The sequence below is a fragment of the Stenotrophomonas sp. S39 genome (assembly GCF_016624665.1).
In the GTDB taxonomy this organism is placed as follows: Bacteria; Pseudomonadota; Gammaproteobacteria; order Xanthomonadales; family Xanthomonadaceae; genus Stenotrophomonas.
Genome location: NZ_JACVTT010000001.1, coordinates 275,243 through 293,888 on the forward strand (window position 1 = coordinate 275,243; position 18,646 = coordinate 293,888).

Annotated in this window: 18 protein-coding genes; 14 read left to right on the forward strand and 4 right to left on the reverse strand. The window is 68.5% G+C overall.

Features of this window, described 5'->3' with window-relative positions; genetic code table 11:
- The first annotated feature begins 7 nt into the window (after positions 1 to 7).
- Complete coding sequence (locus tag IAE41_RS01280) at positions 8 to 2,194, forward strand: hypothetical protein (RefSeq protein WP_200731706.1); 2,187 nt, start codon at positions 8 to 10, stop codon at positions 2,192 to 2,194.
- 77 nt (positions 2,195 to 2,271) lie between these two features.
- Positions 2,272 to 2,757, forward strand: a complete 486-nt coding sequence (locus IAE41_RS01285; protein ID WP_200731707.1) for a TspO/MBR family protein — start codon at positions 2,272 to 2,274, stop codon at positions 2,755 to 2,757.
- Between the two features lie 7 nt (positions 2,758 to 2,764).
- Here the strand turns inward: IAE41_RS01285 and IAE41_RS01290 are convergent, their stop codons facing one another.
- Positions 2,765 to 3,064 (reverse strand): hypothetical protein, encoded by a 300-nt coding sequence (locus tag IAE41_RS01290; protein ID WP_200731708.1) that lies wholly within the window; start codon positions 3,062 to 3,064, stop codon positions 2,765 to 2,767.
- A gap of 276 nt (positions 3,065 to 3,340) precedes the next feature.
- On the opposite strand from IAE41_RS01290, the gene IAE41_RS01295 reads away from it, so the two are divergent.
- From IAE41_RS01295 to IAE41_RS01305, 3 genes are read left to right on the forward strand one after another with little or no spacing between them, the layout of a single operon-like run.
- Positions 3,341 to 5,578, forward strand: a complete 2,238-nt coding sequence (locus IAE41_RS01295) for an ATP-binding protein (RefSeq protein ID WP_200731709.1) — start codon at positions 3,341 to 3,343, stop codon at positions 5,576 to 5,578.
- A complete protein-coding gene (locus IAE41_RS01300; RefSeq protein WP_200731710.1) occupies positions 5,575 to 6,042 on the forward strand; it encodes a response regulator in 468 nt (155 codons plus the stop codon). Before IAE41_RS01295 ends, IAE41_RS01300 begins: the two co-directional genes overlap by 4 nt.
- Positions 6,035 to 8,440 carry a hybrid sensor histidine kinase/response regulator gene (locus IAE41_RS01305; protein ID WP_200731711.1) on the forward strand — a complete coding sequence of 802 codons (2,406 nt, stop codon included), beginning with the start codon at positions 6,035 to 6,037 and terminating at the stop codon, positions 8,438 to 8,440. The genes IAE41_RS01300 and IAE41_RS01305 overlap by 8 nt, the downstream gene beginning before the upstream one ends.
- Here IAE41_RS01305 and IAE41_RS01310 read toward each other — a convergent pair.
- Genes IAE41_RS01310 through IAE41_RS01320 form a run of 3 tightly spaced genes read right to left on the reverse strand, consistent with a single transcriptional unit; the run spans position 8,406 to position 10,415 of the window.
- Complete coding sequence (locus IAE41_RS01310; protein WP_200731712.1) at positions 8,406 to 9,092, reverse strand: NAD(P)H-binding protein; 687 nt, start codon at positions 9,090 to 9,092, stop codon at positions 8,406 to 8,408. The genes IAE41_RS01305 and IAE41_RS01310 overlap by 35 nt on opposite strands.
- A gap of 19 nt (positions 9,093 to 9,111) precedes the next feature.
- Positions 9,112 to 9,795 carry a ChrR family anti-sigma-E factor gene (locus IAE41_RS01315; RefSeq protein WP_108746752.1) on the reverse strand — a complete coding sequence of 228 codons (684 nt, stop codon included), beginning with the start codon at positions 9,793 to 9,795 and terminating at the stop codon, positions 9,112 to 9,114.
- On the reverse strand, positions 9,792 to 10,415 hold the full coding sequence (locus tag IAE41_RS01320; protein WP_200731713.1) for a sigma-70 family RNA polymerase sigma factor: 624 nt from the start codon (positions 10,413 to 10,415) through the stop codon (positions 9,792 to 9,794). The genes IAE41_RS01315 and IAE41_RS01320 overlap by 4 nt, the downstream gene beginning before the upstream one ends.
- A 135-nt stretch (positions 10,416 to 10,550) precedes the next feature.
- On the opposite strand from IAE41_RS01320, the gene IAE41_RS01325 reads away from it, so the two are divergent.
- The 9 genes from IAE41_RS01325 (at position 10,551) to IAE41_RS01365 (ending at position 18,621) form a co-directional block, all read left to right on the forward strand.
- A complete protein-coding gene (locus IAE41_RS01325; protein WP_200731714.1) occupies positions 10,551 to 11,318 on the forward strand; it encodes a hypothetical protein in 768 nt (255 codons plus the stop codon).
- Positions 11,319 to 11,401: 83 nt separating this feature from the next.
- A complete protein-coding gene (locus IAE41_RS01330) occupies positions 11,402 to 12,355 on the forward strand; it encodes an acyl-CoA desaturase (RefSeq protein ID WP_200731715.1) in 954 nt (317 codons plus the stop codon).
- 2 nt (positions 12,356 to 12,357) lie between these two features.
- The gene (locus IAE41_RS01335; protein ID WP_200731716.1) at positions 12,358 to 13,635 is read left to right on the forward strand and encodes an FAD-dependent oxidoreductase; all 1,278 of its coding nucleotides are present in this window, start codon (positions 12,358 to 12,360) and stop codon (positions 13,633 to 13,635) included.
- Entirely contained in the window at positions 13,632 to 14,399 is a 768-nt protein-coding gene (locus IAE41_RS01340) for a DUF1365 domain-containing protein (RefSeq protein WP_200731717.1), read from the forward strand. The genes IAE41_RS01335 and IAE41_RS01340 overlap by 4 nt, the downstream gene beginning before the upstream one ends.
- Positions 14,396 to 15,655 (forward strand): cyclopropane-fatty-acyl-phospholipid synthase family protein, encoded by a 1,260-nt coding sequence (locus IAE41_RS01345; RefSeq protein ID WP_200731718.1) that lies wholly within the window; start codon positions 14,396 to 14,398, stop codon positions 15,653 to 15,655. Before IAE41_RS01340 ends, IAE41_RS01345 begins: the two co-directional genes overlap by 4 nt.
- Before the next feature lies 1 nt (position 15,656).
- Positions 15,657 to 16,217, forward strand: a complete 561-nt coding sequence (locus IAE41_RS01350) for a DUF2878 domain-containing protein (RefSeq protein WP_200731719.1) — start codon at positions 15,657 to 15,659, stop codon at positions 16,215 to 16,217.
- Positions 16,214 to 17,005 (forward strand): DUF1295 domain-containing protein, encoded by a 792-nt coding sequence (locus IAE41_RS01355; protein ID WP_200731720.1) that lies wholly within the window; start codon positions 16,214 to 16,216, stop codon positions 17,003 to 17,005. Before IAE41_RS01350 ends, IAE41_RS01355 begins: the two co-directional genes overlap by 4 nt.
- A complete protein-coding gene (locus IAE41_RS01360; RefSeq protein ID WP_200731721.1) occupies positions 17,002 to 18,075 on the forward strand; it encodes a class I SAM-dependent methyltransferase in 1,074 nt (357 codons plus the stop codon). Before IAE41_RS01355 ends, IAE41_RS01360 begins: the two co-directional genes overlap by 4 nt.
- Positions 18,076 to 18,087: 12 nt before the next feature.
- Positions 18,088 to 18,621 carry a lipocalin family protein gene (locus tag IAE41_RS01365; RefSeq protein ID WP_200731722.1) on the forward strand — a complete coding sequence of 178 codons (534 nt, stop codon included), beginning with the start codon at positions 18,088 to 18,090 and terminating at the stop codon, positions 18,619 to 18,621.
- Positions 18,622 to 18,646: the final 25 nt, after the last annotated feature.

The following is an 18,646-nucleotide window of genomic DNA, read 5'->3' on the forward strand; positions in this document are numbered from 1 at the left end:
AGCCCGGATGCCCGCATTTCCAGTACGTTTCAAGCAATGGCCGCGCCCCTGGCGGGTGCTGGCATGGAGCATTGCCGGGGTCTACGCTGCCTACCTGCTGGCGGGCAACCTGTTCCTCAACACGCCCCTGTTCGACCGGGTCACCAACCACAAGCCGCAGAAGTTCGTGATGCGCACCGGCCCGGCAATCACCCTGCTGCCGGGCCATGTTATTGCCTGGAACGTGCACATGCGCGGGCACGTGAACCATACGGTGTATGTCCTGCATGCCGAGCGTGCCAGCGCCCGGCTGGCACTGTGGCCGCTGTTCCGCCGCGAAGTGCGCGTGCCGCGCCTGCAGGCCACGGGGGTGTCGGCCGAGGTCACCCGCGTGGAGGACGTGGTGCCACCGCCGCCCCGCGGGAACCAGGGGTGGACCCTGCGCTTCGACGCCATCCATAGCGATTCCATCCAGCACGCCCGTTTCGGCAAGCTGCTCATCATCGGCAAGGGCAGCGGCACCGTGGGGTTCCGCAAGCAGCTGCGCGGCGGCCCCTCGGAACTGTATGACTCGCAGGTGGCCTTCGCCGATGCCAGCGCCAGCTACGACGGTGTGCAGCTGCTGGACGCGATGAAGGTGGAGGCCCGCTTCGGCTACCCCTGGCACTACCGCGACCAGGCACCGGGCATCGCCAAATTCGAGATCATCCACGGCGCGTTGAAGGTGGATGCGCGCAGCCATGGCATCCGCGTGGACACCGATGCACGGACGCTGGCGGTCTCCAGTTCACCCAGCACCGGGCAGCTGCAGGCAGACATCACGCTCAATGGCGGCACCCTGCAGCCAGGCAGCCGCGCCGTGTGGCGCGTGCCGCTGCAGGCCGGTGCGGGCGCGCCCGATCGCGGCACGCTGGCCCTGCAGATGGACGCCGCACAGGACATCCGCCTGCAGGCACGCCTGCCGGCACGCGAGGATACGGGTGCCTCGCTGGATGCTGACCTGCATGTCAGCGGACGGAAGATTCCTTTCCGCGAGCCCGCCCAGCTCATCGAACGCACCTCCGGCCGCGTCCAGGGCGAGTGGACGTTCACTTCGCTCAACTGGATACCCGCGCTGTTCCTGCGCAAGCCGTGGCTGCAGCTCGATGGCGGCGGCACCGTGCGTGCCGACCTGCAGCTGCAGCAGGGCGAGCTTGCCGCCGGCAGTACGGTGGACATTCCCGAGGCCGCGGCGTCGGCCGAGGTGGCGGGCGTACGCATGGCCGGCACGGCCAGCGCCCACGGCGAACTGAAGCCCGGCACGCCCACCCGTGCGGTGCTGGATGTCCGCGTGCCGCGCTTCAATGCCCGCGCCGGTGGTGACAAGGGAGACACCCTGTTCGACGGCCGCGACCTGGCCCTGCAGCTCAGTGGTGATGGCCGGCTGCGCGAGTTCCGCAAGGACATGCGCGCGCGGCTGCGTTTCAACAACGCCACCATTCCCGACCTGACCGCCTACAACCGCTACCTGGGCGGCAACCAGGTCCGCCTGCTCGGCGGCACGGGCAGGCTTACCGGCGATGTGGAGCTGGATACCGATGGCCGCGTCGGCCACGGCACGGCCACGCTGCTGGGCAGCGGAGCACGGATGCGGGTGGCCGGGCTGGACCTGCTGGGCAATGCGCAGGTGGACGCCACCCTGCGGCGTGGCGACTTCAAGCAGCGCTACTTCGATCTCTCCGGCACTTCGGTGCAGCTGCGCAACGTGCAGGTTGGCCAGCAGGACCGCAAGGCTCCGTGGCAGGGCCGCGTGCGGTTCAAGCAGGGCCGCATCGATGCCCAGGCGCCGTTCCGGGTCGATGCCAATGCCGATCTGACCATGAGTGATGCCGGCCCCTTGCTGGCGGTGTTCGCCGAGCGCGGTGATTATCCTCGCTGGGTGCTGTCGCTGCTGGATGCCGGGCAGGTGAATGCCTCGACCCGCCTGCGCTGGCAGGCAGGACACATCGTGCTGGATGGCCTGCAGGCGGAAAACGAGCGCCTGTCACTGCGTGCACGCCTGGATCTGCTCGAGCAGAACAAGCGCGGTGATCTCTACCTGCGCTGGGGCCTCCTCGGCGCTGGCATTGAACTGGATGGCAAGCAGCGCCAGTGGCATCTGGCGGGCGCGCGCGAATGGTTTGACGGGCGCCCGGCCCTGCTCCCTGCTGACGGCGGTCCCCGCGCCGCGGACTGACCGTGGCGGCGCCTGCATCCAATACAGCGGCACATCCGTAGACACACCGCACTGAATACCGATCGAAAGGACCAACGATGAATCATAGACGACAGCTGTTCGGCCTGATGGGCTGGCTGGCCGTGACCCTGGTGGCTGCGGCACTGGGTGCCCGCGCTTCGATCTCGGCCGCCACTTTCTATGGCCAGCTGGCACAGCCCGCATGGGCACCACCGGCGAGCGTGTTCGGGCCAGTCTGGACCTTTCTATATGTACTGATGGCGATCAGTGCGTGGCTGGTCTGGCGCCACGGCGGCTGGCGCGCCAACCGGACCGCGCTTGGGCTCTATGTCGCGCAACTGGTCGCCAACGTGCTCTGGAGCTGGCTGTTCTTCGGCTGGAAGCTCGGTGCGGCAGCGTTCGCCGACATCCTGCTGTTGCTGGTGCTGATCGTCGCGACCATGCTGGCGTTTGCACGCCGTCGTGCGTTGGCAGCCTGGCTGCTGCTGCCCTATCTGGCCTGGGTCAGCTTTGCCACCGCACTCAACCATGCGGTCTGGCAGCTCAATCCAGCCCAGCTGTAATCGACGGTCAGGCCGGTGGCGCGGCAGCCGCACGCCACTGCCGCAGCGCGGCACCGCTGAAGGCCTGCTGGCCACAGCCAGAGGGGCACCGCACCACGCGGGCGGACGACGTGCTGACCAGGCCAGCGCCTTCTTCGGCCTTGAACACCGTTTCGCACGCCGTGCAGCGCGCCACCAGGGCGTAGAGGTGCACGATGCGGCCACTGCAGGGATCCTGAAGGGCGTTGACATCGAGCAGCTCGAAGTGGCCGCTGTCCGGCATCGGCCGACGGGGGAAGGAGAACGGAACGGAAGGCTGCAGGTCCACGCGGCGTCGCCAGGAGAGGGATGCAGTGCAATCTAGGCAAGCACGCGTGCAGCACGTGTGCAGCCCTGATGCAGGTTCCGCGAAAGCCCTCCCTTCGATGAAGCGCGTGAGCCTGAATTGTTCAGCGCATTGCGCGTTCGTATTCACATGAAAGAGTTGTATGCGAATCACGGTTTTTGCTTCACCATGTAGCGATGGCTTTTTCTTCCGACTCAGACGTGCGTCGTGGCGTGCATTGCGGCGCTGCCAACCTGCCCCGAACCGCGAGCGTTGCTGATGGCCTCTACTGAGATCGCGCAGGACGTCGCGCTGGATCTCTGCGCGCGGGAGCCCATCCACACGCCCGGGGCGATCCAGCCTTACGGCGTGCTGCTGGTCATCGACCCGGCATCCCTGGAGGTGCTTGAGCGCGCAGTGAGCGAACCCGCGCTGCTCGAGCGCTTCGGCGATCCGCTCGGGCAGACGCTCGAGGCGGTCCTGGGCGGCGCATTGGCAGACTGCGTCGAACCGGTCCGCCAGTTGGCGACGGACAGTTCGCTGCATCTGGGTTCCATCGATCTTCCGGCGCATGGCCGCCACCAGGTACTGGCCCACCGCTCGGCGCAGGCCGTGCTGCTGGAACTGGAATCGCCGGTTGCGGGCCAGCCGACCTCGCTTGAAGCGCTGTATCCCGCCATCCGGCAACTGATGGCGGCCATCGAGACAGCCAGCACGGTGGAGGCGCTGTGCCAGATCGCCGCCGAGCACATGCGCGCGATGACCGGCTTCGACCGCACCCTGGTGTACCAGTTCGACAGCGGCTGGAACGGCATCGTCATCGCCGAGGACGGCAATGGTGTCCTGCCCTCCTACCTCGACCTGCGCTTCCCGGAGTCGGACATCCCCGCACAGGCACGCGAGCTCTACCGCCGCAACCGCGTGCGCCTGATCGCCGATGCCAACTACAGCGCAGTGCCGCTGGTACGCGCCGCACGACAGGCCGATGCAGCGCCGACCGACCTGAGCCTGTCGGTGCTGCGCAGCGTTTCGCCGGTGCACCTGCAGTACATGCGCAACATGGGCACCGGCTCATCCATGTCGGTGTCGCTCATCCACGAGGGCCAGCTCTGGGGCCTGGTGTCCTGCCACAGCGCGGACGCCCGCCGCCTGCCGTACCCGGTGCGCACGGCGTGCGAGTTCATGGGCCAGATCGTCTCGCTGCAGATTGCCCTGAAGGAACGGGCACGTGCGGTGGAAGAACGCATCCACCGGCGCTCGGTGCTGGTGCGGCTGCTTGGGCGCATGGCCGGCGACGAGGAGTTCATGGCCGCGCTGCGCCAGGATCCGGCCAGCCTGATGTCGCTGACCAACGCGGCCGGCGCGGCGATCGTGCACAAGGGGGATTGCCTGCTGGTGGGCCAGTGCCCCAGCCGCCATGAAGTGCTGGACATCGCCCGCTGGCTGGCGACCGAGCACGCCGGCGATGAAGTCCATGCGACCGACCACCTGGCCAGCGTGTGGGCAGCGGGCGAGGCCCTCACCGACACGGCGAGCGGACTGCTGGCGGTGTCGATCTCGCAGCTGCACGACAGTTTCCTGATGTGGTTCCGCCCCGAAGTGGTGCGCACCGTGCGCTGGGGCGGCGACCCGCGCAAGACCGCGGCACCGGGGACAGTCCTGTCGCCACGACATTCCTTCGAGGCGTGGAAGGAGACCGTGCAGCAGCGCAGCCTGCCCTGGACCGATGCCGACCGCGATGCCGCGCATGAAATGCGCACCGCCATCGTCGACATCGTGCTGCGCAAGGCCGAAGAGATGGCCGAGCTCAACGAGCAGCTCCTGCGCAGCAACAAGGAGCTGGAGGCCTTCTCGTATTCGGTCAGCCATGACCTGCGCGCACCGTTCCGCCATATCGTGGGCTATTCCGAGCTGCTCGGCAGTTCCGCCGCCGAGCGCCTGAACGCCACCGAGCGCCGCTTCCTGGACACCATCGTCGAATCGGCGAAGTCGGCCGGCACGCTGGTCGATGACCTGCTGAGCTTCTCGCAGATGGGCCGCTCGACGCTGGGGCGCATGCGCCTGGACATGGGCGCCCTGGTCAGTGATGTACGCCGCACCCTGGCCTTCGATCATGCCGGGCGCGAGGTCGAGTGGAAGGTCGGCGCGCTGCCGGTCATCGAGGCCGACCCGACGATGATGCGCCTGGTCTGGCAGAACCTGCTGTCCAATGCGGTCAAGTTCACCCGCGAACGCGAGCACGCCATCATCGAGGTCGGCTGCGAACGCACCGACGAGGAAGACATCTTCTTCGTCCGCGACAATGGCTGCGGTTTCGACATGCGCTACGTCGACAAGCTGTTCGGCGTGTTCCAGCGCCTGCACCACGTCGAGGAATTCGAAGGCACCGGCATCGGCCTGGCCAATGTGCGCCGCATCGTCGGCCGCCATGGCGGCCGCACCTGGGCCGAGGGCGTGCCTGGCAAGGGCGCCACGCTGTATTTCACCCTGCCCCATCAAAACGGAGAACACCCATGAGGGATCTGCGGCCCATCCTTCTGGTTGAAGACAGCCCCAAGGATGCCGAGCTGACGATGGCTGCGCTGGCGCGCTGCCAGCTGCTGAACGACGTCATCCACGTGCGCGACGGCGCCGAAGCGCTGGACTACCTGCGCTGCGAAGGCGCCTATGCCGGCACGCAGCATGGCGGCCCGGTGGTGGTGCTGCTCGACCTGAAACTGCCGAAGATCAATGGCCTGGAAGTGCTGGAGCAGGTGCGCAACGACGCGTCGCTCAGCAGTACGCCGGTGGTCATGCTCACCTCGTCCCGCGAGGAGCAGGACCTGGTGCGCAGCTACCAGCTGGGCGTGAATGCCTTCGTGGTCAAGCCGGTGGACTTCAAGGAGTTCTTCGACGCCATCCAGGGCCTGGGCATGTTCTGGGGCATCACCAACCAGCCGCCGCCGCACCCGTCCATCGGAACAGGTCCCCGCGATGCGTGATGCCACGCGCCGCGCGTCGCACCTGCGCATCCTCATGCTGGAGGACAGCGCGCTCGATGCGGAGCTGATCACGGCGCAACTGCAGCGGGCCGGGCTGGATTTCGAGATCGAGCGCCTGTGGACCCGCGATGCCTTCATCGAAGCGATCGAGAGTGATCGTTTCGACGTCATCCTCGCCGACCACGTGCTGCCGGGCTTCGACGGCGATGCGGCGCTCGACCTGGCGCGCGAGCGCGCGCCGCAGATTCCCTTCATCTTCGTCTCCGGCACCCTGACCGAAGAACTGGCCGTGCAGGCGCTCACCCGCGGCGCGCGCGACTACGTGGTCAAGCAGCGCCTGCAACGGCTGCCCGATGCGATCCGCCGTGCCCGCCAGGAGGCCAGCGAGCGCAGCCAGCTGGCCCACGCCCGCGCTGCGCTGGACGAGAGCCAGGCGCAGCTGCAACAGATCACCGATGCGGTGCCGGCGCTGATCGCCCACCTCGACACCGACCACCGCTACCGCTTTGCCAACAAGGCGTTCCTTGACTGGCACGGCGCCGACCTGCAGGGCATCCTCGGCCGCACCGCTGCCGAGATCGGCGGAGAAGAGGCCTTTGCCAACGCCCTGCCCAGCCTGCAGCGGGTACTGGCCGGCGAGCGGGCCAGCTTCCAGACCACCCTGGTCCATCGCAGCGGCGAGTCACGTTTCGTGCAGATGGACTGCGTGCCCGAGCGTGCGGCCGATGGCAGCGTCACCGGCTATACCTGCCTGGGCAGCGACGTGTCCTCGCTGAAGCGTGCCGAGCTGGCGCTGCGCGAGGACAACGAGTCGCTGGAGCGACAGGTGCAGGCGCGTACCGCCGAACTGCAGGGCAGCAAGCGGCGCCTGCAGGCCATCTTCGAATCCAGCTTCCAGCACCAGGTCCTGCTCGACACGTCTGGCCGCATTGTCGATGCCAATGTTGCGTCTCTCGCTGCGGTACTGGCCGAGAAGGACGATGTCATCGGCCTGCCCTTCTGGGAGTCGCCGTGGTTTGCCGGCACCCCCGAGCTTGCGCGCATGGTCGAGCAGGCGGTGGGCGATGCCGCGCAGGGGCACAGCGCCCTGCAGGCGATGGACCTTGAACTGCCGACCGGCCACCGCAGCTTTGATTTCTCCTTCCGCCCGCTGCAGGGTGCCGAGGGTGCGGTGAATGCAGTGGTTTCCGAGGCCGTGGAGACCACGGCCCGCATCCAGGCCGAGCATGCGCTGCGGCAGGCACAGAAGATCGAGGCGGTGGGCCAGCTCACCGGTGGCATCGCCCATGACTTCAACAACATCCTGACCGTGATCGCCGGCAACGTTGAACACGCGATGCTGCTGAACCAGCGTGACGGCCAGCCCGGCAACATGAGTGCGCGTGCGCTGGACAACGCGCTGAAGGGTGTGGGTCGTGCGGCCAGCCTCACCCAGCGCCTGCTGGCCTTCGCCCGCAAGCAGCCGCTGCGCAGCCAGGCCGTCAATCTCAACGATGCCCTGCTGGGCATGCATGACATGCTGCAGCGGGCACTAGGCGAGCTGGTCCAGCTCGACATCCGCACCGCCGAGGGCCTCTGGTGTGTCGAACTCGACCTCAGCCAGCTCGAAGCCTCGGTGCTCAACCTGGCGGTGAACGCGCGCGACGCGATGTCCCACGGTGGGCGCCTGGTGGTGGAAGTGGACAACAGCCACCTCGACCATGACTATGCCTCGCTGTTCCCCGATGCAACGCCCGGCGAATATGTGATGCTGCGCGTACGCGACAACGGCCACGGCATGTCGGCCGATACGCTTGCCAAGGTCTTCGAGCCCTTCTTCACCACCAAGCAGGTGGGCCGTGGCACCGGCCTGGGCCTGTCGATGGTGCATGGCTTCGTCAAGCAGTCCGGCGGTCACGTCCTCATCGATTCGGTGGAGGGCGGCGGCACCAGCATCACCATGATGTTCCCGCGCTCGTCGCTGGAGCTGCCCTGTGAAACCGCCGTGGCGGCCACCGGGCTGGCCGGCTACGAACCGCGCGAAGAAACCATCCTGGTCGCCGAAGACAACGACGACGTGCGTGCCTACACCGTCGAGGCGCTGCGCCAGCTGGGCTACCGGGTGCTGGAAGCGCACGACGGTCCGTCCGCGCTGCGCCTGCTGGAACGCCCGGACGCGAAGATCGATCTGCTGTTCTCCGACATCGTGATGCCGGGCATGTCAGGCTGGGAACTGGGCCGCCAGGTACGCGAACGCTGGCCCAGCGTGGCCGTGCTGTTCACGTCCGGCTACCCGCGTGACCACGATGCGGTCGGCAGCAAGGGCCGCTCGGCGCCCCTGCTGTCAAAGCCATTCACCCGCAGCGATCTGGCGGAGTCGGTGGTCAGCGTCCTGAAGGCCCACGCGCCAGCCGGTTGATCTGCACGCATTCCACGACCGCCGGCGGTGCCGGCATCCCGGCCAGCGCGATCATTGCCTGGCCGATGGCCCGGTTGCTGGTGGTCAGCGCGGGCAGCAGCCCTTCGGCCACCGCCATCAGCGGGCGGGCCAGCAGATAGAACGGCTTGAGCAGTGCGTGCCGCGTGCCCGTGCCGGATACCGGCCGCACGCCGGCCGGTCGCAGCATCACCGTGCGCACCGGAAGTTGCGCCAGCGCCCGCTCGGTCTCGCCCTTCACCCGCAGCGGCATGATCCGGCTGGCCGGGTTGGCATGGGCACCGGACACGTACAGAAAGCATCCTTCAGGGTTCGCCGCCACCCACGCGTCAGCGACGGCGCGGGTCACCTGCAGCGTCACCTGGCGGTACTCAGCCTCGGGCGTACCCACGGGCGGAGCACCGGCGCAATAGAAGCAGGCATCGAATCCCGAAAGCGCATCGCCCAGGGTGGCGGCTCGCAGGAAGTCCGGCAGCACGATCTCATCGACGTTGCCCGCCACGCTGCCCGGCCGCCGCACCAGCGCGGCCACCCGGGCCACATCGGCCGATTGCAGGCACGCCTGCAGCACGCCCTGGCCCACCAGCCCGGTCGCGCCTACCACCAGCACCCGCAGCGCATTGCCGTTGTCCATGGGCCCTCCTCCCCGCGTGCTACAGCTTGACGAACCGCTGGATCTTGCGCGCCAGCCAGCCACTGAACACCAGCGGGGCATCCAGTGCCGACACACAGATGCATGGCACACCGGGTGCGGTCACCGGCTGGTGTTCAACATCCTCATCCAGGTCGGCCACATCGCCCGGCGCGAACAGGCCCAGCGCATCATTGTAGGAACCGCGCAGGATCTGGGTAAGCTCGCTGCGGCCGTGGCTGTGCATCGGCAGGCACTTGCCCGGTGCGATCTTCAGCATGATCAGCGACGGCATTTCTGCGGAGCGGATGCAATGCACGCCCGGGGCGATCCAGCGCCAGCGCAGGCCCCCCAGCGAGCGTCCGAAGTACGGATGCAACGAGGCCGGCAGGTGGTCCGCATTCACTTCAGGCCGCTCCACCGGTGGCTCGGCCGGCCGGGCGACGGCGACGGCAGCCACGGCAGGCTCACTACGCTCCAGCTCGGCCAGCATGGCTGCACGCAGTGCCGGGCCGCGCCCGCTGACCACCATCGGCTGGGTCTGCTCAATCAGCGCCGCACCGATGGCCTCGGCCTCGCGCAGGCGCTGGCGGCAGTGCGGGCACTGCTCCAGGTGGGTACCGGCCACCACGCTGAGCGGCGCGGGCAACGCGCCGGCGGCGTAGCTCAGCAGGGTCGATTCATGCAGGTGGTGGTGCGGGTTCATGGCATGCCCCCCACCTTCTGCTGCAGCTGCAGGAATGCCCGGCGCAGGTGCGATTTCACCGTGCCCAGCGGCATCCCCAGCGCCTCGGAAATTTCACCGTGGCTCTTGGCTTCGAAATAGGACATGCGCACCAGCCGTGCCTGCACTGCCGGCAGTTCGTTGATGCGCTGGCGCAGCCTGGCCTGGTCAGCATAGTGCTCGGCACTGCTGTGCGACTGTGCATCACTGCTGGAGGCCTCCTCCACCGCGGCCTGCACCTGCATCCAGCTGCGTTCATGGCGCACCCGGTCGATCTGCAGGTTGCGCGCGATGCGGTACAGCCAGGTGCTCAGCGCCCCCTGCGCCGCATCGTAATCGGCGGCGCGCAGCCACAGGCGCAGCAGGCACTCCTGGGCCAGTTCCTCGGCCACCGCCTCCGGCGCCCCCAGGCCACGCAGGTACACACACAGGCGCGGCATGAAGTGGTCATAGATGCGCATGAAACAGGCGCGGTCGCGCAGGCGCGCCACACCGTCCATGTCACCGGTCCAGTTCGTCGGCTCGTTGCTCGGCTGCTGGGAACTGGACACGATGCGCGCGGTGTCGAAGTCAAAGGAAGGGCTGGCGGCGTCAGGGTACATCCGGGCGGCGATCAGGCAGGTGAAGGGAGTCTGTGTGCTGTACGCAGCCGAGGCCGGTTTGGATGCAGCCCGCTGCCGTGCATCCAACCGGGGCCGCCATGCGTATCTCCTGCAGGCCAACCGCCAGGACCCCTCATGCACACCGCCGGGCTGCTGCTGTACCTGTCCACCGTGGCCAGCGCCACGCCCCTGCTGCGCACCGAAGGCATTGCCAGCCTGGCCGACGGCACCCCCGCCTACCGCGAAGTGCACTGGCGGCGGGGGGCGCCCGAAGGCGCGCAGCGCTGGGTGCAGTACCTGTGCCCGGATGGCCGCCCGTTCGCCCGCAAGGAATTGCCGGGCACTGCTCAGCCGCTGGCTCGAGGCTACCTGCTGCAGGACGGGCGCAGCGGCCAGGCCGCACGCGTGGTGGTGGCCGGCACACAGGTCAGCATCGACTGGAAGGAAAGCGCGGCCGAGGCCGAGCGCCAGGCTCGCGTGCCCTTGCCCGCCGACGCGGTGATCGACACCGGCTTCGACGCGGCAGTGCGCGCGCATTGGCCGGCGTTGATGAAGGGCGAGCAGGTCCAGCTGCTCTTCCTGGTCCCGGGGCGGCAACGCTTCTACCCGGTCAGCGTGCGCCGGACCGGCGCACTCCACTGGCAGGGCATCCCCGCGCAGGCCATCGAGGTGCGCCTGGCGGCGTGGTACGGCGTGGTCGCCCCCCGGCTGTCGCTGGTGTATGCCGATGATGACCGCCGCCTGCTCGAGTTCCGCGCCACCAGCAACCTCCGCGATGCACGCGGCGCCTATCCGGCCGTCATTGTCCGCTTCGCCGCGCCCGCGTCGCCGCAGCCGCTGGCGCAATGGCAGCAGGCCTGGTCGCAGCCGCTGGTGGCGAGCTGCACCGTGAGCAGCAGATGAAACCTCACGCGATCCGCATTCACTGCATCCAATTGACGCCCTGCCGCGTAGAGGTAGACAGACACGCCCTCGAGACCTCGCCCATGTCCGCAGCCGCGCCCCTTCCACGCCGACGTGAGCGACTGCTGCGCACCCTGCGACGCTGGTTCGATACCGAGGCCGCTGCAGCACAGGCCGAACCGGCGCAGCGCGGCCGCATCGACTGGCTGCGCGCGGTGCCCTTCGTGCTGCTGCACGTGGCGTGCCTGGGCGTGATCTGGGTGGGGGTGTCGTGGACCGCAGTCGCAGTAGCGCTGGCGCTGTATGCGGTACGCATGTTCGCCATCACCGGGTTCTACCATCGCTACTTCTCGCATCGCACGTTCCACGCGTCGCGCCCGGTGCAGTTCGTGTTCGCGGTGATCGGCGCGGCCAGCGTGCAGCGCGGCCCGCTGTGGTGGGCTGCCCACCATCGCCACCACCATCGCCATGCCGACCAGCCGCAGGATCCGCATTCGCCGCGCGAAGGCGGCTTCTGGCGCAGCCACATGGGCTGGTTCCTGACCCGCGAGGCCTTTGCCACCGACCTGTCCCGCGTGCCCGATCTGGCCCGCTATCCCGAACTGCGCTGGCTGGATCGCTTCGATATCGCGGTACCGGTGCTGCTGGCCGCAGCCCTCTACGCCATCGGTGCCGTACTGGAGCGCGTGGCCCCTGGCCTGCACACCACCGGCCCACAGCTGCTGGTGTGGGGCTTCTTCATCTCCACCGTGGTGCTGTTCCACGCCACGGTCACCATCAATTCGCTGGCCCACCGCTTCGGCAGCCGCCGCTTCGACACCCGCGATGACAGCCGCAACAACCTGTGGCTGGCCCTGCTGACCTTTGGCGAAGGCTGGCACAACAACCACCACTTCTTCCCGGGGACGGCCCGCCAGGGCTTCCGCTGGTGGGAAGTGGACCTGACCTGGTACGGGCTGCGGCTGCTGGCCGCGGTGGGCCTGGTCAGTGGTCTCAAGCCGATTCCCGAGTGGGTGCTGGCCAAGGCGAAGGACTGAGCATGCGCATCGCGGTCATCGGTTCGGGCATTGCAGGGCTGGCCAGCGCGTACTGGCTCGACGGCGAGCACGAAGTCACCCTGTACGAAGCCAACGACTACCTGGGCGGCCATACCCACACCCATCGGGTGGACGTGGACGGGCACCCGCTGTCGGTGGATACCGGCTTCATCGTGTTCAACCCCCAGCACTATCCGCTGCTCACCGCCCTGTTCGACGAGCTGGGCGTGGCGTCACAGCCGACCACGATGAGTTTCTCGATGCACAGCGAGCGCAGCGGCGTGGAGTACAACGCCACCTCGCTGGATGGGCTGTTCTGCCAGCGTCGCAACCTGGTGTCGCCGCGGTTCTGGGGCATGCTGGCCGACCTGCGGCGTTTCTACCGCGATGCGCCGCTGCTGCGGGCCGAAGCCGAGGGCCCGACGCTGGGCCAGTACCTGCGGCAGCAGCGTTACGGCGATGCGTTCGTGGAGGAACATCTGCTGCCGATGGCGTCGGCGCTGTGGTCCTCGCCAACGGCCACCGTGCTGGACTTCCCGGCACGCTACCTGGTCCAGTTCATGGCCAACCACCAGATGCTGCAGATGACCGGCCGCCCGCCGTGGCGCGTGGTCAAGGGTGGCTCGGCACGCTATGTGGATGCCCTGCGCAGCCGCTGGCGCGTGCATGAGCGGCTGGAAACCCCGGTCCGGGCGATCGAGCGCATGCCCTGGGGCGCGCGCGTGCACAGCGCCGCCGGCATCGAAGGCTTCGACGAGGTGATCCTTGCCTGCCACAGCGACCAGGCGCTGGCCCTGCTGGCCGATGCCGACCCGGTCGAGCACGCCGTGCTGGGCGCCATCCGTTACCAGGCCAACGAGGCGGTGCTGCACACCGACGCCTCCCTGCTGCCACGCAACCGCAAGGCCTGGGCCGCCTGGAACGCGCACGTGCCGGCCGACCCGGACGCGCCGTGCACGGTCAGCTACTGCATGAACCTGCTGCAGGGCCTGCCCGGCGATACGCCGCTGGTGGTGACCCTCAACCGCAGCGATGCCATCGACCCCTCCAAGGTGCTGCGCCGCCTGCATTACGCGCACCCGGTGCACGACCATGCCGCGGTACGCGCGCAGCAGCGCTGGGGCGAGATCCAGGGCCATCGCCATACCTGGTTCGCCGGCGCCTACTGGGGCTGGGGCTTCCATGAAGATGGCATCGCCAGTGCGCGGCGCACGGTCGACGCGCTGCGCTCCCGCAGCGGCATCGCATCGCCGCTGCGCCCGACCGAGATCACCGCATGACCGCCAGTGCGCTCTATTTCGGCCATGTGCAGCACCGGCGGCACCACCCGCATGCGCACGCGTTCCGCTATCCCGTCGCGCAGCTGCTGCTTGACCTGGACGAGCTGGACCAGGTCTTCGCCGGGCGCTGGCTGTGGTCGGTCAACCGCCGCAACCTGGCCGAATTCCGCCGCAGTGATTACCTGGGCGCCTCCGGCGTGCCGCTGGCCGATGCCGTGCGCGACCACGCCGCCACCGTGCTGGGCCGCCGTCCTGCCGGCCCGGTGCGTCTGCTGGCGCACCTGCGCTTCGGCGGCCACGTGTTCAATCCGGTCAGCTTCTACTACTGCTACCAGGCTGACGGCAGCACGCTGGACTGCATCGTGGCCGACATCACAAACACCCCGTGGAAGGAACGGCATGCCTACGTGCTGCCGGTCGAGCAGGCCCAGCACGAAGGCGGCAGCCTGCGCTGGCAGTTCGACAAGTGCTTCCACGTCTCGCCCTTCATGCCAATGGACTGTCGCTACGACTGGCGCTTCAGCGCACCGGGCGACGCGCTGCGCGTGCACATGCAGGTCTGGCGCGACGGGGTCCGCCAGTTTGATGCCACCCAGTCGATGCAGCGCCGCCCTCTGGATGGCCGCGGCCTCGCCCGGGTGCTGCTGGCCTACCCGCTGATGACCATGCAGGTGGTCGCGGCCATCCACTGGCAGGCGCTGCGCCTGTGGATGAAGCGCAACCCTGTGCACGACCACCCTTCCCTTGCCGAGAAACCGCGATGAACAACCTGACGCCTTCGGTGGCCCTGCCCCGCGCCGGCGCACTGGATGCTTTCCTGCGCCGCCGCCTGCTGGCGCAGCTTGCCCCGTTGCGGGACGGCCAGCTGCGCGTGCGCGATGCCTTCGGCGAGGTCCTGCTGGGCAATGGCCACGGCCCGCTGCAGGCCACGGTGACCATCGACGACCCGGCGTTCTACCGCAAGGTGGCCGCGCAGGGCAGCGTCGGTGCCGGCGAAAGCTACATCCATGGTGATTGGCGCTGCGACGACCTGGTGGCACTGGTGCGCCTGCTGGTGCGCAACCGCTCCCTGCTTGATGGCATGGAGCGCGGCCCCGCTCGCGCGGCCGGCTGGCTGCTGCGCGGCTGGAACCGGCTGCGCCGCAACAGCCGCGAGGGCAGCCGTCGCAACATCGCCGCGCACTACGACCTGGGCAACGATTTCTTCGCCCTGTTCCTGTCACCGGACCTGATGTATTCCTCGGCGTTGTACGCGCAGGCCGACGAGCCGCTGGAGGTGGCCTCGACCCGCAAGCTGGACCGCATCTGCCATCAGCTGCGCCTGCAGCCGGGCGACCGCGTGGTGGAGATCGGCACGGGCTGGGGCGGTTTCGCCGTGCATGCCGCACGCCACTACGGCTGCCACGTCACCACCACCACCATTTCCGCCGAACAGCATGCGCTGGCCGTGCAGCGCGTACAGGACGCTGGCCTGCAGGACCGCGTCAGCGTGCTGATGCAGGACTACCGCGACCTGCAGGGAAAGTTCGACAAGCTGGTCTCCATCGAGATGATCGAGGCCATCGGCGCCGAGTTCCTCGAGACCTACATGGGCACCCTGCAGCGCCTGCTGAAGCCCGAGGGCGTGGCCCTGCTGCAGGCGATCACCATCGAGGACCACCGCTACGAGCAGGCCCGGCGCAGCGTCGACTACATCAAGCGCTTCGTCTTCCCCGGCAGCTTCATTCCCTCGATCAACGCGATCATGGCCGCCAAGACCCGGGCCAGTGACCTGCAGCTGGTGGCGCAGCAGGATTTCGGCCACTCCTACGCCCTCACCCTGCGCGCCTGGCGGCAGCGCTTCCTGGCCCAGCGTGCCGCCGTACAGGCACAGGGCTTCGACGAGCGCTTCTGCCGGCTGTGGGAGTTCTACCTGGCCTACTGCGAAGGCGGCTTCCTGGAGCGCTCCATCGGCGTATCGCACCTGCTGCTGGCGCGCCCGGGCTACTGCACGGACGTGCCCGCAGGCGGCGAGGCCTGAGATGCGCCGCACGTGGGCCAACCTGATCGGCAACCAGCTGGTCTGGCTGTGCGCGGTGGCGGGCGCCGGCCATGGCTGGCAATGGCCGGCCCTGGTGGCGGCGGCGCTGTACATCGCCAGCCAGCTGCTGACCAGCCCCGTGCCGCGCCTGGAACTGCGCCTGCTGCTGCTTGCCCTCGCCTGCGCCTGGCTGGTGGATGGCGTCGCTGCCGCCAGCGGCACCGTGCGCTATGCCGCCGCACCGCTGGGCTGGGCGCCACCACCCTGGATCATGGCGCTGTGGGCGGCCTTCGCCATGACGTTGACGTGTTCAATGGCCTTCCTGCAGCGCCATCGCCTGTTGCCGGTGGCCTTCGGCCTGCTGCTGGCGCCGCTGGCCTACCTCTCGGCCGCGCGCGGTTTCCAGGCGGTGCACTTTGCTGCGCCCGCCTGGCACGGCGTGCTGCTGCTGGGGGTGGGCTGGAGCATCGCGCTGCCACTGCTGTGCGCACTGGCACGGCGCGGCACCGGCAACACCGGCATGAATGCACACAGGAACGCTCACAAGGGAGCTCGCGCATGAACCTGCTTGGATGGGTGCTGCTCTACGCGGTGCTGGTGATGTGCTGGGGCTGGGCCTGGCAGCGCCGGCACCACAACATCGGCGTGGTCGACGTACTGTGGGCCAAGGGCGTGGCGGCAGGCGCACTGCTGCTGGCCTGGCTGGGCGATGGCGCACTGCAGCCGCGCATCGCACTGGCCGTGCTGGGTGGCCTGTGGGGCAGCCGGCTCGCCCTGCACCTCTGGCACCGCGTGCGCAGTGAAGACGAGGATGGCCGCTACCGCTACCTGCGCGGGCACTGGAACGGCCACCAGGGAAAGATCTTCGGGTTCTTCATGGCCCAGGCCCTGCTGGTGGTGCTGTTCGCGCTGCCGTTCCTGGCGGTTGCGCGCAACCCGTCGACCGGTCACGCCGCGTGGATTGCGGCCGCCGTGGCGGTGTGGCTGCTCAGTGTCGGCGGCGAAGCACTGGCCGATCGCCAGCTCGCGCGCTTCCGCGCCAATCCGGCCAACAAGGGCCGCACCTGTCGGCAGGGGCTGTGGCGTTACTCGCGCCACCCGAACTACTTCTTCGAATGGCTGCATTGGTTTACCTACGTGCTGCTCGCGGTCGGCTCGCCGCTGTGGTGGCTGGCCTGGTCCGGCCCGGTGGTGATGTACCTGTTCCTGCGCTACCTCAGCGGCGTGCCCTTCACCGAAAAGCAGGCCCTGCGCAGCCGCGGCGAGGACTACCGCGACTACCAGCGCAGCACGTCGATGTTCTTCCCGTGGTTCCCCCGCACCTCCCCTTCCCAGGACCGCACGCCATGAACGCTGCCAGCACGCTGTACCCACCCGTCCAGATCGAAGGCGGCCTGACCGGCTGGGCCGAGCGCGGCTGGATCCCGGATGTCGCCCTGCGGGCCGGCATCCGCCGCCAGTGCGCGCAGCGCCTGCAGGAGGAAACCGAGGGCGGCCTTGCCGCGCAGTCCGTGCGCTTCCAGCGCCGCATTGCCGAACTCGCCGGCAGTCCGCTGGCCCTGCACGTCGATGCGGCCAACCGCCAGCACTACGAGGTGCCTGCCGCGTTCTTCCAGGCCTGCCTCGGCAAGCGCCTGAAGTACAGCAGCTGCTATTACCGCACCGGTCACGAAACCCTGGACCAGGCCGAAGACGCAATGCTGGAGCTGTACGCGCAGCGCGCCGGCCTGCGCGACGGGCAGGACATCCTCGAGCTGGGGTGTGGCTGGGGCTCGCTGACCCTGTGGATGGCCGAACGCTATCCCAATGCGCGCATCACCGCCGTCTCCAATTCGCACAGCCAGCGCGAGCACATCCTCGGCCAGTGCCAGGCGCGCGGCCTGCGCAACGTCGAGGTGCTCACCCGCGACGTCAACCTGCTGGAACTGCCGGCAGCGCGATTCGACCGCTGCGTGTCGGTGGAGATGTTCGAGCACGTGCGCAACTACCAGCGGCTGCTGCAGCGCATCGCCGGCTGGCTGCGCCCGGACGGGGCGCTGTTCGTGCACATCTTCGCCCACCGCACGCTGATGTATCCGTTCGAGACGGAAGGCGATGACAACTGGATGGGGCGGCACTTCTTCACCGGCGGCCTGATGCCGGCCGCCGACACCCTGCTGCACTTCCAGCAGCACCTGCAGCTGGACCAGCGCTGGCTGCTGGATGGCACCCATTACGAGCGTACCGCCAACCACTGGCTGGACAACCAGGACGCGGCGCGCGGATCGCTGATGCCGATCCTGCAGGCCACCTACGGCGAGGCCGCGGCGCGCATCTGGTGGCAGCGCTGGCGCATGTTCTGGATGGCCTGCGCCGAACTGTTCGGCTATGACGATGGCCAGCAGTGGCTGGTCGCCCACTACCTGTTCCGCCCACGCTGAAGGAGCCACGCCATGCGCACCCTCCCCCTGCTTTCGTTGCTGGCCGTGGCCCTGTTCGGCGCCGGCTGCAGCAGCCAGGACACCCGGCCGCTGCCCCGTGCGGCATCGGTGGACGTGCCGCGCTTCATGGGTGACTGGTACGTGATCGCCCACATCCCGTCCTGGCCCGAGCGCGAAGCCTTTGATGCGGTGGAAAGCTACGCCCTGCAGCCCGATGGGCGCATCCGCACCACGTTCACCTACCGCAAGGGCAGCTTCGATGCGCCCTTCAAGAGCATGCATCCGGTTGGCCGGGTCGAGAAGGAAGGTGCCGGTGCGGTCTGGGGCATGCAGTTCGTCTGGCCCATCCAGGCCGAGTACATCATCGCCTGGCTGGACGAGGGCTATCAGCAGACCATCGTCGGCCGCAGCAAGCGCGACTACGTCTGGTACATGGCCCGCACCCCGCAGGTCTCGCCACAGGACTACCAGGCGGCGGTCGACCGTATCGCCGCAATGGGCTATGACACGAGCAAACTGCGACGGGTGCCGCAATCGGTGCGCTGATCGCCACAGCGCCCTGTGCGGCGAC

Coding starts and splice junctions, on each gene's coding strand:
- IAE41_RS01280 (WP_200731706.1), top strand. CDS start 8: ATGCCCGCATTTCCAGTACGTTTCAAGCAATGGCCGCGCCCCTGGCGG.
- IAE41_RS01285 (WP_200731707.1), top strand. CDS start 2,272: ATGAATCATAGACGACAGCTGTTCGGCCTGATGGGCTGGCTGGCCGTG.
- IAE41_RS01295 (WP_200731709.1), top strand. CDS start 3,341: ATGGCCTCTACTGAGATCGCGCAGGACGTCGCGCTGGATCTCTGCGCG.
- IAE41_RS01300 (WP_200731710.1), top strand. CDS start 5,575: ATGAGGGATCTGCGGCCCATCCTTCTGGTTGAAGACAGCCCCAAGGAT.
- IAE41_RS01305 (WP_200731711.1), top strand. CDS start 6,035: ATGCGTGATGCCACGCGCCGCGCGTCGCACCTGCGCATCCTCATGCTG.
- IAE41_RS01310 (WP_200731712.1), bottom strand. CDS start 9,092: ATGGACAACGGCAATGCGCTGCGGGTGCTGGTGGTAGGCGCGACCGGG.
- IAE41_RS01315 (WP_108746752.1), bottom strand. CDS start 9,795: ATGAACCCGCACCACCACCTGCATGAATCGACCCTGCTGAGCTACGCC.
- IAE41_RS01320 (WP_200731713.1), bottom strand. CDS start 10,415: ATGTACCCTGACGCCGCCAGCCCTTCCTTTGACTTCGACACCGCGCGC.
- IAE41_RS01325 (WP_200731714.1), top strand. CDS start 10,551: ATGCACACCGCCGGGCTGCTGCTGTACCTGTCCACCGTGGCCAGCGCC.
- IAE41_RS01330 (WP_200731715.1), top strand. CDS start 11,402: ATGTCCGCAGCCGCGCCCCTTCCACGCCGACGTGAGCGACTGCTGCGC.
- IAE41_RS01335 (WP_200731716.1), top strand. CDS start 12,358: ATGCGCATCGCGGTCATCGGTTCGGGCATTGCAGGGCTGGCCAGCGCG.
- IAE41_RS01340 (WP_200731717.1), top strand. CDS start 13,632: ATGACCGCCAGTGCGCTCTATTTCGGCCATGTGCAGCACCGGCGGCAC.
- IAE41_RS01345 (WP_200731718.1), top strand. CDS start 14,396: ATGAACAACCTGACGCCTTCGGTGGCCCTGCCCCGCGCCGGCGCACTG.
- IAE41_RS01350 (WP_200731719.1), top strand. CDS start 15,657: ATGCGCCGCACGTGGGCCAACCTGATCGGCAACCAGCTGGTCTGGCTG.
- IAE41_RS01355 (WP_200731720.1), top strand. CDS start 16,214: ATGAACCTGCTTGGATGGGTGCTGCTCTACGCGGTGCTGGTGATGTGC.
- IAE41_RS01360 (WP_200731721.1), top strand. CDS start 17,002: ATGAACGCTGCCAGCACGCTGTACCCACCCGTCCAGATCGAAGGCGGC.
- IAE41_RS01365 (WP_200731722.1), top strand. CDS start 18,088: ATGCGCACCCTCCCCCTGCTTTCGTTGCTGGCCGTGGCCCTGTTCGGC.